The 16,308-nt window shown below is 41.4% G+C and carries 13 protein-coding genes; all 13 read left to right on the forward strand.

What is annotated here, in order from left to right:
* The first annotated feature begins 9 nt into the window (after positions 1-9).
* The 13 genes from mraY to recN all read left to right on the forward strand — a co-directional run bounded on the left by mraY (position 10) and on the right by recN (position 16,282).
* Complete coding sequence (gene mraY / locus ACFINW_RS05015; RefSeq protein ID WP_375640838.1) at positions 10-1,080, forward strand: phospho-N-acetylmuramoyl-pentapeptide-transferase; 1,071 nt, start codon at positions 10-12, stop codon at positions 1,078-1,080.
* Positions 1,081-1,084: 4 nt separating this feature from the next.
* On the forward strand, positions 1,085-2,479 hold the full coding sequence (murD, locus tag ACFINW_RS05020; RefSeq protein ID WP_375673861.1) for a UDP-N-acetylmuramoyl-L-alanine--D-glutamate ligase: 1,395 nt from the start codon (positions 1,085-1,087) through the stop codon (positions 2,477-2,479).
* 143 nt (positions 2,480-2,622) lie between these two features.
* Entirely contained in the window at positions 2,623-3,777 is a 1,155-nt protein-coding gene (locus ACFINW_RS05025; protein WP_375621370.1) for an FtsW/RodA/SpoVE family cell cycle protein, read from the forward strand.
* Positions 3,770-4,906 (forward strand): undecaprenyldiphospho-muramoylpentapeptide beta-N-acetylglucosaminyltransferase, encoded by a 1,137-nt coding sequence (murG, locus tag ACFINW_RS05030; RefSeq protein ID WP_375621369.1) that lies wholly within the window; start codon positions 3,770-3,772, stop codon positions 4,904-4,906. Before ACFINW_RS05025 ends, murG begins: the two co-directional genes overlap by 8 nt.
* Entirely contained in the window at positions 4,890-6,317 is a 1,428-nt protein-coding gene (gene murC / locus ACFINW_RS05035; RefSeq protein WP_375621368.1) for a UDP-N-acetylmuramate--L-alanine ligase, read from the forward strand. Before murG ends, murC begins: the two co-directional genes overlap by 17 nt.
* Positions 6,295-7,272: a UDP-N-acetylmuramate dehydrogenase gene (murB, locus tag ACFINW_RS05040; RefSeq protein WP_375640841.1), complete on the forward strand. Its 978-nt coding sequence runs from the start codon at positions 6,295-6,297 to the stop codon at positions 7,270-7,272. The genes murC and murB overlap by 23 nt, the downstream gene beginning before the upstream one ends.
* Positions 7,273-7,509: 237 nt before the next feature.
* Positions 7,510-8,430: a D-alanine--D-alanine ligase gene (locus ACFINW_RS05045; protein ID WP_375611998.1), complete on the forward strand. Its 921-nt coding sequence runs from the start codon at positions 7,510-7,512 to the stop codon at positions 8,428-8,430.
* The gene (locus ACFINW_RS05050; RefSeq protein ID WP_375640842.1) at positions 8,418-9,329 is read left to right on the forward strand and encodes a cell division protein FtsQ/DivIB; all 912 of its coding nucleotides are present in this window, start codon (positions 8,418-8,420) and stop codon (positions 9,327-9,329) included. The genes ACFINW_RS05045 and ACFINW_RS05050 overlap by 13 nt, the downstream gene beginning before the upstream one ends.
* On the forward strand, positions 9,326-10,627 hold the full coding sequence (gene ftsA / locus ACFINW_RS05055; RefSeq protein ID WP_375613372.1) for a cell division protein FtsA: 1,302 nt from the start codon (positions 9,326-9,328) through the stop codon (positions 10,625-10,627). The genes ACFINW_RS05050 and ftsA overlap by 4 nt, the downstream gene beginning before the upstream one ends.
* Positions 10,628-10,690: 63 nt before the next feature.
* Positions 10,691-12,463 carry a cell division protein FtsZ gene (gene ftsZ / locus ACFINW_RS05060; RefSeq protein ID WP_375621364.1) on the forward strand — a complete coding sequence of 591 codons (1,773 nt, stop codon included), beginning with the start codon at positions 10,691-10,693 and terminating at the stop codon, positions 12,461-12,463.
* 214 nt (positions 12,464-12,677) lie between these two features.
* Positions 12,678-13,562 (forward strand): UDP-3-O-acyl-N-acetylglucosamine deacetylase, encoded by an 885-nt coding sequence (gene lpxC / locus ACFINW_RS05065; RefSeq protein WP_375621363.1) that lies wholly within the window; start codon positions 12,678-12,680, stop codon positions 13,560-13,562.
* 158 nt (positions 13,563-13,720) lie between these two features.
* The gene (locus ACFINW_RS05070) at positions 13,721-14,614 is read left to right on the forward strand and encodes an outer membrane protein assembly factor BamD (RefSeq protein WP_375621362.1); all 894 of its coding nucleotides are present in this window, start codon (positions 13,721-13,723) and stop codon (positions 14,612-14,614) included.
* 6 nt (positions 14,615-14,620) lie between these two features.
* Positions 14,621-16,282: a DNA repair protein RecN gene (recN, locus tag ACFINW_RS05075; RefSeq protein ID WP_375621361.1), complete on the forward strand. Its 1,662-nt coding sequence runs from the start codon at positions 14,621-14,623 to the stop codon at positions 16,280-16,282.
* Positions 16,283-16,308 lie beyond the last annotated feature (26 nt).

A 16,308-nucleotide genomic window follows, 5' to 3' on the forward strand; every position in this document is an offset into this window, starting at 1 on the left:
TTTTATTCCATGATGCTATTTTTTTCTTCGTTTAGTGATTGGCTTCCAGGTGTGAATGTATTTCGTTATATTACTTTTCGCACGATAGCGGCTATGCTTACTTCGGGGCTTATCGTCTTTTTGTTTGGACCTAGCATCATTGCTTCTCTTAAATTGCGGCAGGGTAAGGGGCAACCGATACGTGCTGATGGTCCTCAAACACATTTTAAAAAGGCTGGAACACCTACAATGGGTGGATTGATGATTTTAATCGGCATTGTGGTATCGGCATTTTTATGGGGTAATTTATCGAATATTTACTTTTGGGTATCGCTATTGGTTATGCTTTCTTTTGGGGGAATTGGATTTTATGACGATTATCTTAAGGTCACAAAACAAACAGACAAAGGATTTTCTGGGAAAGCACGATTAAGCTTGGAGTTTTTTGTTGCGGCAATTGCAGCTTTTGCCATCTTGAAAGTTGGCTCATCTGGATTAGCTTTGCCTTTTTTAAAAGATTATCTTATCAATTTGGGCTGGTTTTTTATTCCTTTTTCTGCTTTCGTCATTGTTGCGACGGGTAATGCGGTTAATTTAACGGATGGACTCGATGGGCTTGCTATTGTTCCTGTGATGGTTGCAGCTTTATCTTTTGCTCTGATTGCTTATCTTTCTGGTAATATGAATTTTGCTGATTATCTCCAAATCCATTATGTATCGGGAACAGGTGAATTGGCTGTTTTATTGGGAGCTGTTGTTGGGGCAGGGCTTGGTTTTTTATGGTTTAATGCACCACCTGCAGCTATTTTTATGGGAGATACTGGTTCATTGGCTCTTGGAGGACTCTTAGGGACTGTTGCGGTTGCTACGAAACACGAAATTGTTTTGGTTCTTATTGGTGGGCTTTTTGTTGTGGAAGCTTTTTCGGTCGTTATTCAGGTTGGTTATTTCAAATTAACAAGAAAACGCGTGTTTCTTATGGCACCAATACATCATCATTTTGAGAAAAAAGGCTGGACTGAAAGCCAAGTCGTGATACGCTTTTGGATTATTTCGATTGTTCTCGCTCTCATAGGTCTTTCAACACTTAAATTGCGGTGAGATTTTGATTTCTGTTGCGTGTTATAAAGGTCAAAAAGTTGCTCTCTTTGGATTAGGGACGTCGGGATTGGCGGCGGCACAAGCATTGATGTGCGGTGGCGCAGAAGTGGTGGCGTGGGATGATAGTCCTTCAAGCGTGCAAATGGCTTTTCGGCACAATATTCCAACACGAGATCTCCGTTATGAAGATTGGTCAGAATTTGTTGCATTGATTGTAGCTCCTGGAGTTCCTGTAAATTATCCTCAACCCCATTGGGTTGTTGAAAAAGCACGAAAAAAAAATATAGAAATTATCGGTGATATTGAATTATTTGTTCGTGCGCGCCATGATTTTTTACAGCTTTATGGTTTGTGTGACCAAGATGTTCCTTTCATTGCGATTACGGGGACGAATGGCAAGTCAACCACAACGGCTTTACTTGCGCATTTGTTGGAAAAAATGGGCTATGATGTGCAGGTGGGGGGAAATATCGGAAAGGCAATATTGACGCTTAAACCGTTTGTTAAAAAACGTATCTATGTGATTGAATGTTCATCATTTCAAATTGATCTTACTCCCTCTCTTCAGCCGACCATTGGACTTTTATTGAATTTAACACCTGATCATATTGATCGACATGGGAGTTTTGCCTGTTATGTGCAAACCAAAAGGCATCTGATTGCTCAGGCTTCTCAGGCTTTCATTTCAGTTGATGATGCAGCTTGTCGGGTTTTATATCAACAGTTACTTCATGATGGGAAGCAAATTGAGGCAGTTTCCAAGGATCATTTTGTTAAAAATGGTTTTTATGCAGATGGGACCAAGCTCTTTTCTGTTCGTCAAGGACAGCGTCATATGCTTGCAGATCTTGCTCCTATGGCGGTGTTACGTGGGAGTCATAATGCGCAAAATGCCCTTATGGCATTAGCAACATTGCAGGCTTTAAAAATAACTGATCCTTCTGTGAACAAGCATTTGGCAAGTTATAAAGGGTTGGATCATCGTATGCAGCAGGTGCGTAAAATGGGGGCGGTTTTGTTTATCAATGACAGCAAGGCTACTAATGCAGATGCAACAGCTCCTGCGCTTTCCACCTTTAATGATATTTTTTGGATTGTTGGGGGACAGGCAAAAAAGGGAGGAATAGAGTCTCTTAGAGAATTTTTTCCTAAAATTCGTAAAGCCTATTTAATTGGGAGCGCGGCGGAAGAATTTGCTCGCACTATTGGATCTGCTTTTCCCTTTTCTATGAGCTTAACTTTGAAAAATGCGGTGTGTGAAGCAGCTGTTGACGCAATGGATTTTCAGGCAAAAGAGGTGACGGTTCTTTTGTCACCTGCTTGTGCAAGTTATGACCAATTTAAAAATTATGAAATGCGAGGCGAAGCATTTGTCTCTTTTGTGATGCAGTTACAATAAAAAAGCATCAGTTATAAAAAAATATTTTTGCGTTAAGACTCCAGAATCTTTTTTTGTGTAATTTAGTTTTTAAAGTGTTTGTTAAACAGGCTGGGGAACCATATCACTTTGAGATAATTTATAAAATGGATAAGGTGGATACCATGGTGACGCGTGCAGATAGAGATCCAATTGCTAATTGGTGGTGGACGATTGATCGCTCTATCTTTGCAGCTTGTTTAATTTTAATGGGAATTGGCATTATGCTGTCTTTTGCTGCCAGCCCTATTATTGCAAAAAAAATCGGAATTGCTGATAGTTTTTATTTTGTTCGGTGGCATATCATTTTTAGCATTTCAGCATTTTTTACGATGGTTACCATTTCCTTTTTTTCGCTTTCTAATATTCGTCGTTTATGTGCTCTTTTGCTCATTGTAACGCTTGCTCTTATGGTTGCAACCTTATTTTGGGGTCCAGAATTAAAGGGAGCACGGAGGTGGATTCTACTATTTGGTTTTTCTGTACAGGCGTCAGAGTTTATGAAGCCAGCTTTTGTGGTTATGTCCGCTTGGCTTTTTTCGGAACAGATACGCAAGAGGGGCATTCTGGGTTATACGTTAGCGATTCTACTTTATGCCATTTGTTGTGTGCTTCTGGTTTTGCAGCCTGATATTGGACAAACAGTTTTAATAAGTGCAACATGGGGGGGGCTGTTTTTTATTGCTGGTGTCCCTCTTACTATTATTTTTCTCTTTCTCATTTTAGGCGTTGTAGGAATTATTTTAGCTTATTTTTTTCTGCATCATGTGCGCGAGCGGATCAATGGTTTTTTGACAGGTGAAGGAGATACTTTTCAAGTGGATGTGGGACGTGAGGCTATTTTGAATGGTGGTTGGTTTGGGCAAGGTCCTGGGGAGGGCACAGTAAAACGTATCATTCCTGATAGCCATACAGATTTTGTATTTTCCGTTGCTGCTGAAGAATATGGTATTATTCTTTGTTTATTAATTATGATGTTGTTTGGCTTTATCGTTATGCGTTCATTGTATATAGCCATGAATACACGTGATTCCTTTATACGTCTTGGTATTACTGGCATAGCAATGATGATTGGCTTTCAATCAGCTATTAATATGGCCGTTAATCTTCACTTAATTCCTCCAAAAGGTATGACATTGCCTTTTATTTCTTATGGTGGTTCTTCGATGGTGGCGATTGCGTTTTCAATGGGCATTTTGCTTAGTTTAACACGTCGTTGGCCAGAAGCGCGCCTTTCAGCTTTTTCTTCCTCTTCTGTCTTGGATACCCCTTATGAATGATAAAAAAGTTATTATTTTGGTGGCTGGTGGTACAGGTGGACATCTTTTTCCTGCTGAAGCCCTTTCTGTTGAATTAAGGCAGCGTGGATATGATGTTCATTTAATAACAGATGAAAGAGCACGCTCTTTTGTTCGGTGTTTTGATGAAGAGCATATTCATATCGTTTCATCGGCAACATTTACACGACGCCATCCTTTTGCTCTGATAAAGACGTTTTGGTCTTTGCTAAGGGGTATGGGGCAATCGTTGGCGTTGTTTTATAAATTACGTCCTGTTCTTGTTGGAGGATTTGGGGGGTATCCGAGCTTTCCTCCTCTTTTTATTGCGGCTTTAACGAGGCGTGTGACATTTATTCATGAACAAAATGCTGTTATGGGGCGTGCCAATCGGATGTTGGCAATTTTTGTGCGTGCAATCGCTGGTGGTTTGTTGTCACCAAATGGCGCTTATGCTCATAAAATACTTTTGACGGGGAATCCTGTCCGTGAGGCTGTGTTGAAGGCGGCCAAAATTCCTTATCATTCTTCAGAGGGAGAAAAGCCATTTAATTTTTTGATTTTTGGAGGTAGCCAAGGGGCTTCTGCTTTTTCACATATTGTTCCAGAAGCTATTGCTTTATTTGATGATAAGAACCGTAAACGTTTACGAATTGTACAGCAAGTCCGCGGTGAAGCAGGAAGGTTGATCAAAATCTATCGTGATATGGGGGTACAAGCAGAAGTTGCTCCTTTCTTTGATGATATGGCTGAACGTATGGCACATGCTCATTTTATTTTGTCGCGCGCTGGGGCTTCGTCCGTTTGTGAGATAGCGGTGATTGGTAGACCTGCTCTGCTTGTTCCCTATCCCCATGCTTTAGATCATGATCAGGCTGCCAATGCAGCTTTGCTTGCTCGTGTGGGGGGAGCGCAAATTATATCAGAAAAAGATTTAAATGCACAAAAGCTTTCTTCTCTTTTAATGCACGCTTGTTGTGCGCCCCATTTATTGGAAAAACAAGCGCTTGCTGCAAAAAAAGTTGGACAACCTCATGCAACCCGTCGCCTTGCTGATATGGCTGAATCCTTAATTGCAGGGCGATTGTTGTCAGATATAAAAGAGGAGCTTTTTAATGAAAATGCCACTTGATATAGGCGTTATCCATTTTATCGGAATCGGGGGGATCGGTATGAGTGGAATTGCGGAGGTTTTTTATAATCTTGGCTATAAAGTTCAAGGGTCAGATCAAGTTGAAAGTGCAAATGTTGAACGTTTGCGGAAAAAAGGAATTAACGTTCATATAGGTCATTGTGCTGAAAACTTAGGGAATGCAGAGGTTGTTGTTTTTTCTACTGCCGTTAAAAAAACAAATCCTGAGTATATTGCTGCAAAGGAAAGACATTTGCCGCTTGTCAGACGTGCAGAAATGCTGGCGGAGCTGATGCGGTTTCGGCGTGCAATTGCGGTGGGTGGTACACATGGTAAAACAACAACCACATCAATGGTCGCAGCCCTTCTTGATGCTGGTCATTTTGATCCAGTGGTGATTAATGGCGGTATTATTAATGCTTATGGTACGAATTCTCGTACAGGAGATGGCGATTGGATGATTGTTGAAGCTGATGAAAGTGATGGTACATTTTTAAAGCTGCCTGCTGATATTGCTGTTATTACTAATATTGACGCTGAGCATTTGGATCATTATGGAAGTTTTGATGCTGTGCGTGAGGCTTTTCGGCAATTCATAGAAAATGTTCCTTTTTATGGTTTTGCTGTTTTGTGTCTTGATCATCCAGAGGTTCAGTCATTGGCGGGCCGTATTGATGATCGTTGGGTGATCACTTATGGTGCAAATCCACAAGCGGATGTTCGTTTTCTTAATCTTTCGATGGATGGTCAAAAAACGCATTTTGATGTTCTTGTTCGCTCACGCAAAACAGGAAGAAAGATTGAGTTGAAAAATTTGCTTTTGCCCATGGCAGGGCAGCATAATGTTGCCAATGCAACGGCGGCGATTGCTATTGCACATGAACTTGGTATTTCAAATGAAGCTATAAAAAGGGGCTTAGCAGAATTTGGCGGAGTAAAACGGCGTTTTACGCGAACAGGAAGTTGGCGTGGCATTGAAATATTTGATGATTATGGACATCATCCTGTTGAAATAAAGGCAGTTTTGCGTGCTGCACGTGAGAGTGCAAAAGGGCGTGTTATTGCGATTGCACAACCCCATCGGTATTCGCGTTTGTATCATTTATTTGATGATTTTGCTGCTTGTTTTAATGATGCAGATACAGTGTTGATTACGCCCGTTTATGCGGCTGGTGAAGAGCCTATTGTAGGATTTGGTTCTCAAGAATTGGTAGAGCATATTAAAATGGCGGGTCATCGTGATGTGCGCTTGATACATGGTTTGGAAGATGTTGTGTCTCTTGTCTCAAAATTTGCTCAGGCAGAGGATTATGTTGTTTTTCTTGGTGCTGGCAATATCACACAATGGGCTTGTGCGTTGCCTCATCAGTTAGCGGTATTGGATGGTCATGATAAATTTTCAGCACATTGATGGTGAGGCGCTATTGGCGCAATTGCAACCACTGTTGGGTGGCGTGAGAGGAAAGCTTACACCTAATGTTGAGATGCGTAAGGTAACGTGGTTTCGCACGGGCGGGTTGGCAGAGCTTTTTTATCAGCCTGTTGATGAAGAAGATTTGGCTCTCTTTCTTCAAAATTTGCCTGAATTTGTTCCTGTAACAATTGTCGGTATTGGTTCTAATCTTCTGGTGCGTGATGGGGGGGTTCCTGGTGTTGTGATTCGTCTTTCGCCAAAAAAATTTGGGCAAGTGAAACAAGTTTCTCCAAAAGGCTTTTTAGTTGGTGCTGGTACGGCGGATAAACATTTAGCTGCTGCCGCTTTAGAAGCTGAGATTGCAGGTTTTCATTTTTATCATGGTATTCCTGGAGGTCTTGGGGGAGCTCTCAAAATGAATGCGGGTGCGAATGGTGTTGAAACCGCAGCGCGTGTTGTCGAGGTCTATGCGCTGGATCGTAAAGGGCAACGTCATATCTTGAGTGTGAAAGATATGCATTATTCCTATCGCCATTGTGATATTCCTAAAGATTTTATTTTTACGGCTGCTTTATTAGAAGGAAAACTCGGCAATAAAGATGATATTCGTGCTGCTATGGATGAAGTTGCCCTCCACAGAGAAACAGTGCAACCTATTCGCGAAAAAACAGGGGGATCAACTTTCAAAAATCCTGAGAATACATCCGCGTGGCGCGTGATTGATGAAGCAGGGTGTCGTGGTTTACAGATTGGTGGCGCTCAAATGAGTGAAATGCACTGTAATTTTATGATTAATACAGGGCAAGCAACAGGATATGATCTTGAAGCATTGGGAGAAACAGTGCGTGCGCGTGTTTTTGCAAATTCAGCCCACCTTTTACAATGGGAAATAGAGCGTATTGGTCAATTTGAGCGTGGTCGAAGTGTTTCTCCTTTTGATCCATTTCATTGATTTATTGTTCACTAAAAAGTGAAAATAAAAAATTGAGTCATTTCAAAGAGATAATAAAAAATTTCTATTAAGAATCAATAAATTAACAAAGAATCTCTTGCATCAGGCTTTTGAGTCTGATTCATTATGCAAAATGCTAGGTTATTGATTCGCAAGGATAAACTTTGTTTTTCCTGTATGTAGTGCTGATGTATTCTATATAGGCTACATATAGTATGCGAAAGAGGGTGATTTATTATGAAAGATAAACATATAGCTGTGTTAATGGGAGGTTTTTCTTCTGAACGGTCTATAAGTTTATCTTCAGGGGCGGCGTGTGCTGATGTTTTAGAGGTGCAGGGGTATCGCGTGAGCCGCGTGGATGTTGATGCTCATATTGCTTCTGTTCTTGAACAGTTGCAGCCCGATATTGCCTTCAATGCATTGCATGGTCCATTTGGTGAAGATGGTCGGATTCAGGGGATTCTTGAATATTTAAAAATTCCTTATACTCATTCTGGCGTGATGGCATCTGCTTTGGCAATGGATAAGGGACGTGCAAAAATTATCGTTGCAAATGTTGGGGTTTGTGTTGCTCCTTCTCGTATCATGAGCCGCTTTGCTTTGGGCCGAACGCATCCCATGGAGCCTCCTTATGTAATTAAACCTGTGTGTGAAGGATCAAGTTTTGGTGTTGTCATTGTTCAAGGAAATGAAGCTGCACCGCCGCATAATATTGGGGGAGCTGAGTGGGGGTATGCCGATGAGGTGATGATTGAAAAATATATTCCTGGTCGTGAATTGACTTGTGCTGTTTTGGGGAATGAAGTGCTGGATGTGTGTGAAATTCTTCCCGATAAACACTTTCCATTCTACGATTATGACTCAAAATATAAAACGGGTGGTTCTCTTCACATTTGTCCTGCACAACTTTCACTAAATATTTACCAAAGTGTGCAAAGAATGTCTTTAGCAGCCCATCAGGCGATAGGGTGTCGAGGTGTTAGCCGTTCTGATTTTCGTTTTGATGAAAAAACGGGAGAATTGGTTTGGCTTGAAATTAATACGCAACCAGGTATGACCTCGACGTCTCTTCTTCCTGATATTGCAAAAGCGAGCGGCCGTACTTACGGCGATATTGTTCAATGGATGGTGGAGGACGCATCATGTATGCGTTGAATGTTAATAAAACAAATGTTCCGATGAAGGTGCTTTCAGTGCCGGCTTTGCCACGTCTTTATCGTCGTTTTCTTCGGTTTATGTTTGAGTTTGTTTTTGTCAATATTCATATTCCACGCCATTTCGGCTCTTTTGCTGTTGTGTGGTTTTTCTTTGTTACGGCTTTTTATGGACTTTCATCAAGTGGTCAGATGGCTGTGATCGTAAATACGATCATATTGGATAGTAGTTTTGTGGTCACTCATGTCGATATAAGCGGTAATAAGCGCTTGGCAAAGCAGGATATTTTTAAAATTTTAAAACTTGATGTTGCGCCTTCTATATTCACTTTTGATGTTGAAAGAGCGCGTTCTCTGTTGGAAAAACAGGCTTGGGTGCAATCGGCTAATGTTCAGAAAATTTATCCCAATAGAATGCGCATTTCCATCGTGGAGCGTGAACCCTATGCCATTTGGCAACATGATGGCATAATGGATATTGTTGATAATACAGGTCGTGTCATTGTGCCTTTTAAAGGAGAAATTGTTCGGGATTTACCTCTTGTGGTTGGGCAGGGTGCACAAAATGCTGCTAAAGTGTTTATTCAAGCGCTGTCAGTCTATCCGAAAGTATATGATCGTATTCGTGCTTTTGTGCGGGTAGGTGATAGACGTTGGGATCTTGTTTTGAATAATGGAATGCGCGTTATGTTGCCTGAAAATGGTGCTCTTGAAAGGCTTTCTTCTCTTTTTTCTTCCGGTATAATGCAAGATCTTTTATCTCGCGATATTCTCAGTGTTGATTTACGTCTTGCTGATCGAATTACTGTTTCTTTATCAGATGAAACGTTGGAGCGTTATCATGCTACTGTAGCAGAAGAAGAACGTATTTTAAAAGCGCGAAAGGCAGGAAGCCTATGATGCTACTCAGATCACATCATTTGAAGGGGCGTAAAACACGTTTTTTAACGGTACTTGATGTCGGTTCAAGTAAGATTGTTTGTCTTATTGCTTGTTTGCGTCCTTTGAAGCATGCGCACTATTTACATGGTCGTACACATTCTACGGAAATTCTAGGCTTTGGAGTGCAGCGTTCACGTGGTATTAAATCCGGTGTTGTCATGGATATGTTTGCAGCAGAACAATCAATAAGATTGGCTGTTGATGCGGCAGAAAAAATGGCGGGTTTGGTGGTGGATTCAGTGATTGTGAATTTTTCCTCAAGTCGATTACAAAGTGCTTTGATTAATGGAAAGGTTCATTTGAATGGTCGTGAAGTCACCAAGCGTGATATGCGTATGGCCTTTTCAGATGTTTCGCGTAAAGCCTTTGATGCTGAACGTCATGTTATGCACTCAGTTCCAGTTTCGTATGTATTGGATGGAGATAAAGGAATTTTTGATCCTATTGGCATGGCAGGGGAAACATTTGGTGTCGATGTGCATGTGGTAACAGCAGAAACAGCCTCTTTGCGTAATTTGGAAACTTGTATTAATCGTGCACATTTGAGTGTTGAAGCAATGGTTGCTACTCCCTTTGCAAGTGGTCTTGCTGTCTTGATGAATGATGAGGCGCGTTTAGGGGCTGCATGTATTGATTTTGGTGGTGGAACAACAACATTTTCAGTGTTTTTTGAGGGGAAATTTATTCATGCAGATGCTCTTGCTGTTGGGGGGCATCATGTCACTCTTGATGTTGCGCGCGGATTTTCTATGTCTTTAACAGAGGCGGAACGTTTAAAAGTTGTTTATGGTTCAGCACTTTTAACAAGCGCTGATGAGCGGCAAATGATTAATGTAGCAGAAATTGGGAGTGAACAGCGTGAAACTCAATATCCTCGCGCGGTTCTTGGGCGTATCATTCGTGCGCGTGTTGAAGAAATTTTAGAAATGGTCCGTGATTGTTTAAATCGTTCTGGTTTTGGTCACATTATTGGTAAACGTGTTATTTTGACTGGGGGAGCAAGCCAGTTAACAGGATTGCCAGAAATGGCACGTACTATATTAGGAAGAAATGTTCGTATCGGGCGGCCTTTAGGTATTTCGAGGCTTCCTTCTCTTGCAAAAGGGGCGGCGTTTACATCTGCTGTTGGATTGTTAATTTATCCGCAATTGGTGGGTTTTGAAGAAAAAACAATGCAGGCGGCAGGAAATCATTTATCGATGGGCACGCGTGGATATTTTCAGCGTGTTGGTCAGTGGTTGCGTGAGAGTTTTTAGTTAAGTCTAGTTGGATAAATTTCATCGCTTTGGCTTGCGGTGTCTTATGAGAAGGAAAAGAAAATGACGATTAATCTGCATCGGCCAGATATCGCGGAATTGAAGCCACGCATTACCGTTTTTGGTGTTGGAGGTGGTGGCGGGAATGCCGTGAATAATATGATAAATGCTGGTCTTCAGGGAGTTGACTTTGTTGTTGCAAATACGGATGCACAGGCTTTGGCTATGTCAAAGGCTGAACGTGTTATCCAACTTGGGGCAGCTGTGACAGAAGGTTTGGGTGCTGGGGCTTTGCCTGAAGTTGGACAAGCGGCGGCGGAGGAATGTATTGATGAAATTATTGATCATCTTGCAGACTCTCATATGGTTTTCATTACTGCTGGTATGGGAGGAGGAACTGGAACAGGGGCTGCTCCCGTTGTTGCTCGCGCAGCGCGTGAAAAAGGTATTTTGACTGTTGGTGTTGTGACAAAGCCGTTTCAGTTTGAAGGCGCACGTCGTATGAAAACGGCAGAGGCAGGTATTGAAGAATTACAAAAGTCTGTCGATACATTGATTGTTATTCCCAATCAAAATCTTTTCCGTATTGCAAATGATAAGACAACGTTTGCTGATGCTTTTGCTATGGCTGACCAAGTGCTTTATTCTGGTGTTGCTTCCATTACGGATTTGATGATTAAAGAGGGTTTGATTAACCTTGATTTTGCTGATGTTCGTTCTGTTATGCACGAAATGGGTCGAGCCATGATGGGAACGGGTGAGGCATCTGGTGATGGGCGTGCTTTGGCTGCGGCTGAAGCTGCTATTGCAAATCCATTGTTGGATGATACCTCTATGCGTGGGGCGCGTGGTTTATTGATTTCTATTACGGGTGGTCGTGATATGACTCTCTTTGAGGTTGATGAAGCTGCTAATCGTATTCGTGAAGAAGTAGATGCTGATGCGAATGTGATCTTTGGCGCTATTGATGATGAGTCATTGGAAGGTGTTATTCGTGTTTCTGTGGTTGCCACCGGTATTGATCGTGAAGTTAGTGATGTGGTTCAGTCCTCTCATCCTCAGATTCAAAGGCCTGCTTCTTCAATACGCAAGAGCGATCCTGGAACGTCACACAGTTCTTTTCATGTTCAATCATCGCCTCTGCGTTCTGAGTCAATGGTAGAAGTGATCGAATCACTTGAAATAGAGAAGGGTAAATCAACCGGAGAACAGTTCCGTCCCAAAAGTCAAATTTTTGCACAACCTGCAGAAGCAATGACGACACGAAGTGCCACGAATGCTGTTGCGTATGGTTCAAATGCTGTTCAGGAACAGAGATCCAATGTGCCTCGTATGCAAGTAAGCCGTGGTTCTCAACAGGCGATGACGGCTCCTGTGAGTATGGAGGCAACAGCGCATGTTCTTGATGAGATGACAGGGCTTGTGAAGCAAAAAGAAAAGCCAGTGCAACCAAAACAAATGCAACAAATGCAAGCGCGCGCTCCAATGCGTATGCCTGAGTTAAAGGATTTTCCACCTGTTGCTCATGGACAAAGTCAAAGAACATTTGTGACTGATCAAGGTCCTCGTAATCTTTGGCAGCGTTTGAAACAGAGCTTGACACATCGTGAAGAAGCTGAGCCAGAAGCGAGGCTGGAGCCTGCTGTTAGATCGTCTCAGCAGAAAGATTCTCATGTTTACAATAAAAATTCTCAGACGCTTTCTCAAGATGCTTCTGTTTATGTTCCACGTCGTTCTGGTGAGCTGCATCCTCAGGTACCACAAGATCAGCGTACTTTTATAAGTGAAGAAGATCAGTTGGAAATACCAGCATTTTTACGTCGTCAGGCAAATTAATTGATGAAAAATGAGGTAAAGTAAGAAATTTTATTATTTCTTTAATGCTCAGTCAAAAATTATACAGTAAAATATATTACTGTTTTTTGGATAAAATACTTTGTTTTAAAAAGACCGCTTACAATAAGCGGTTTTTTTTTATTATTTACTATGAATATTTTTTATAGTTTTATAAATTTTGTTAAAAGATGTACAAGCAATTTAATAAAATGATATGATGAATTTAGTACCAAAATATCAGTCTACTCTTAAAAAAGCAGTAACATTTAAGGGGATTGGCGTTCATAGTGGCTGTTTATCAGTGGTAAAGGTTTGTCCAGCGGATGTTGGGTGTGGTATTGTTTTTAAGCGTTGTGGATTAGACGGAACAGAGAAAGTATTTCAAGCCCATGCATCGCAAACAGGAAAAACTGAATTATCAACAGTACTTGGAGATGGAGATGTAAGGGTTGAAACAATTGAACATTTGATGGCGGCAATTGCTGCTTATAATTTGGATAATCTTGTTATTGAAGTATCACATAATGAGATTCCTATTTTGGATGGTTCAGCGTGGCTATATTGCCAAGCTTTTGAAGATGTTGGTATTGTAAAGCAAAATGCGTTGCGTTCTTATTTCATTATAAAAAAGCCGGTGCGGGTTGAAGGAGCTCATGGTGTTGCAGAGCTTTTGCCATTCGATGGACGTCGTTTTGATATAACGATCTCTTTTCCTTCTTCTGCTATTGGTAAGCAACATTTCAGTTTTGATCTTACCACTCGAGGGTTTAGGGATGATTTGTCACGTGCGCGCACTTTTGGTTTTATCAAAGACGTGGAAGAATTAAGGCTTTCTGGAAAGGCGAGAGGCGCTTCTTTGGAAAATTCTCTTGTTATCGACCTTAATGATAAAATTTTAAATCCCGATGGTCCTTATTGGGAGAATGAATGTGTTCGGCACAAGATGCTTGATGCGATTGGTGATGCTGCTTTGCTTGGGGCACCTTTTATTGGATTATTTCGTTCTTATTGTAGTGGGCATAGAATTAATGCGCAATTGGTGAAGGCTGTTTTGGCAGACGAATCATATTATGAAAAAAGCTTTTTAGAGAAAAAGTAAAAAAATTGGCAAGATTTTTTTATCGTTTATTTGATTTTTAAGGGGATGATTGACCTAAACTGCTAAATTGGTTATGTGGATTTTAAAGTGATATGGTATAAAACCTTTGATAAATTGTTTTTGCTACAAGGTGATATTCTGTGGAGGCCGGAAAAACTATGAAAAAATCTCATGTGTGCATTGGAAATATGACATATAGAAAATCTAACATTGTACGCAAGATATTGGGGGTGGTGCTTTTGGGAAGCACCTGTATGTTAGCGGGATGCCTCTTTAAAGAGAAAAATACCCTTGATCCATCTGCTTATGTTTTGAAAATAGAGCCACCAGATGTTTTATATAATCAGGCGCTTGCTAGCCTTGAAAGTGGGCGGCTTGGGGATGCATCGAAGAAGTTTTTGAAGATTGAAAAACAGTACGCTTATACAGACTGGGGACGTAAATCTTTGGTCATGGGTGCTTTTACTAATTATCGACTCGGAAAGTATGATGATTCAATTAGTATGGCTCAACGCTATATTACTCTTTATCCAGGGTCGACTGATTCGGCTTATGCATACTATATTATTGGTCTTTCTTCTTTCCGTCGGATTCCTGATGTTACGCGTGATCAACGTGACACGAAACGTGCTATTGCTGCTATGCAGCTTCTTATAGAGCGTTATCCTAATTCTGAGTATGTCAAGGATGCTAAGGATAAAATCCGTTTTGGTCGCGAACAACTGGCTGGTAAAGAAATGCAGATTGGCCGTTATTATGAAGAGGGGCGGCGCTATCTTGCGGCAAGTAGACGGTTTCGTACCGTGGTTGAAGAGTATTCTGATACAAATCAAATTGAAGAAGCACTTTTCCGCTTGACTGAGGTTAATCTTGCTCTCGGCTTAACGTCGGAAGCACAGACGGCAGCAGCTATTTTAGGACGTAATTATCCCAAAAGTGAGTGGTATAAATTTTCTTATAATCTCTTGCAGAAGAATAAAATATCACCACGTGAGCATAAATCTTCTTGGATCTCAAATGCTTTAGGTGGTGACAAGAAGAGGGTACGTTGATTCTCTATGTTGGTGCAGCTTTCGATTCATAATATTGTTTTGATCGAAACGCTCGATATTCATTTTACAGCGGGGTTGACGGTTTTAACTGGAGAAACGGGTGCGGGGAAGTCTATTCTCCTTGATGCTTTATCACTTGCTCTAGGGGGGCGGGGTGATGCTTCGCTTGTGCGTCATGGGGCTGACCGCGGGCAGGTCACAGCTGTTTTTGATGTGTCTGTTTCACATCCTGCACGTCAACTTATTCGTGAGAATGGTCTTGATGATGAGGGTGATATTATTTTACGACGTGTGCAATCAAGTGATGGACGTAGCCGTGTTTTTATCAATGATCAGGCGTCTAGTGTTGCATTGATGCGGAGTGTTGGCCGTTTGCTGGTTGAAATCCATGGACAACATGATGATCGTGCGCTTGTTGATGTTGCTACACATCGCCAATTATTAGATGCCTTTGGTGGTCTTGAAAATGAAGTGGAAAATTTGCGTCAGTGTTATCACACATGGCGTGAATTTGAGGAGCGTTTGCAACGGCAGCGTCTTAAAGTAGAGAGTGCTGTACGGGAGGTTGATTATCTTCGTGCGTGTGTAGAAGAGCTTGAAAAGCTTGATTTTAAAGTTGGTGAAGAGGAAGCTCTTTCTCTTCGTCGTGCTGATATGCTTAAATTAGAAAAAATAGCGACAGATATTAAAGAAGCGGATGATCTTTTAACGGGTCAAAAATCACCAATCCCAGTGCTTTCTAATTTGGTGAGGCGTTTGGAGCGGAAAATTCCTGAGGCGCAAGAACTTATTGCACCAGTGGTGAAATCTATTGATGAGGCATTGCATGCACTTGCAACAGCACAAGAAGGTATTGAGACGGCAATACGAGCATTAGATTTTGAACCTGATGAATTGGAACGGATAGAAGAGCGTCTTTTTTCTCTTCGGGGTTTTGCTCGTAAATATCAAGTTTCTGCGGATGAATTGATTCAGTTACGCGATAAAATGGACGCAGAACTCGCTGATTTTGAAGAGGCTCAGACTATATTGACATGTTTTGAAGATGAGGCAGAGCAGGCAAAGAAAAATTATGATACATTGGCGCAAGCCTTAACAATAAAGCGTCGGGAGACAGCAAAGCATTTATCTGAAAGTGTTATGGCTGAGTTGCCGGCATTGAAATTAGAGAGGGCTGAATTTATTGTTGAAATGCAAAGTGATATGGAAAAGCGGAGTGCAGAGGGATGTGATCGTATTGAATATTGGGTGCGAACAAATCCTGGAACACGTGCTGGGCCGATGCTTAGTGTGGCTTCTGGCGGTGAATTATCTCGTTTTTTGCTGGCATTAAAAGTTGTTTTATCTGATCGAGGATCAGCACCGACGCTGATTTTTGATGAAATTGATACAGGCGTTGGGGGGGCTGTTGCAGCGGCTATTGGGCATCGGTTGCAACGCTTATCAGAACATGTCCAAGTTTTTGCTATTACGCATGCTCCACAGGTTGCATCGAAAGCGCATGGTCATTTTCTTATTTCAAAAATTGAGAGTCATGATAAAGGACGCTTTGTTACTGCGATTCATAAAATGAAAGAACATGAGCGTGCAGAAGAAATTGCCCGTATGTTGGCTGGAGAACAGATTACTGAAGAAGCGCGTGCAGCGGCTCAAAAGCTTCTAGCATAAAGGTAATTAGTCAGCGATAAAAATAC

The organism is Bartonella sp. AA18HLJMS (assembly GCF_042197245.1).
Classification (GTDB): domain Bacteria; phylum Pseudomonadota; class Alphaproteobacteria; order Rhizobiales; family Rhizobiaceae; genus Bartonella.

Excerpts from the sequence above, each read along its gene's own strand:
- mraY (WP_375640838.1), top strand. The coding sequence starts at position 10 with ATGATGCTATTTTTTTCTTCGTTTAGTGATTGGCTTCCAGGTGTGAAT.
- ACFINW_RS05025 (WP_375621370.1), top strand. The coding sequence starts at position 2,623 with ATGGTGACGCGTGCAGATAGAGATCCAATTGCTAATTGGTGGTGGACG.
- murG (WP_375621369.1), top strand. The coding sequence starts at position 3,770 with ATGAATGATAAAAAAGTTATTATTTTGGTGGCTGGTGGTACAGGTGGA.
- murC (WP_375621368.1), top strand. The coding sequence starts at position 4,890 with ATGAAAATGCCACTTGATATAGGCGTTATCCATTTTATCGGAATCGGG.
- murB (WP_375640841.1), top strand. The coding sequence starts at position 6,295 with ATGATAAATTTTCAGCACATTGATGGTGAGGCGCTATTGGCGCAATTG.
- ACFINW_RS05045 (WP_375611998.1), top strand. The coding sequence starts at position 7,510 with ATGAAAGATAAACATATAGCTGTGTTAATGGGAGGTTTTTCTTCTGAA.
- ACFINW_RS05050 (WP_375640842.1), top strand. The coding sequence starts at position 8,418 with ATGTATGCGTTGAATGTTAATAAAACAAATGTTCCGATGAAGGTGCTT.
- ftsA (WP_375613372.1), top strand. The coding sequence starts at position 9,326 with ATGATGCTACTCAGATCACATCATTTGAAGGGGCGTAAAACACGTTTT.
- ftsZ (WP_375621364.1), top strand. The coding sequence starts at position 10,691 with ATGACGATTAATCTGCATCGGCCAGATATCGCGGAATTGAAGCCACGC.
- lpxC (WP_375621363.1), top strand. The coding sequence starts at position 12,678 with ATGATGAATTTAGTACCAAAATATCAGTCTACTCTTAAAAAAGCAGTA.
- ACFINW_RS05070 (WP_375621362.1), top strand. The coding sequence starts at position 13,721 with ATGAAAAAATCTCATGTGTGCATTGGAAATATGACATATAGAAAATCT.
- recN (WP_375621361.1), top strand. The coding sequence starts at position 14,621 with ATGTTGGTGCAGCTTTCGATTCATAATATTGTTTTGATCGAAACGCTC.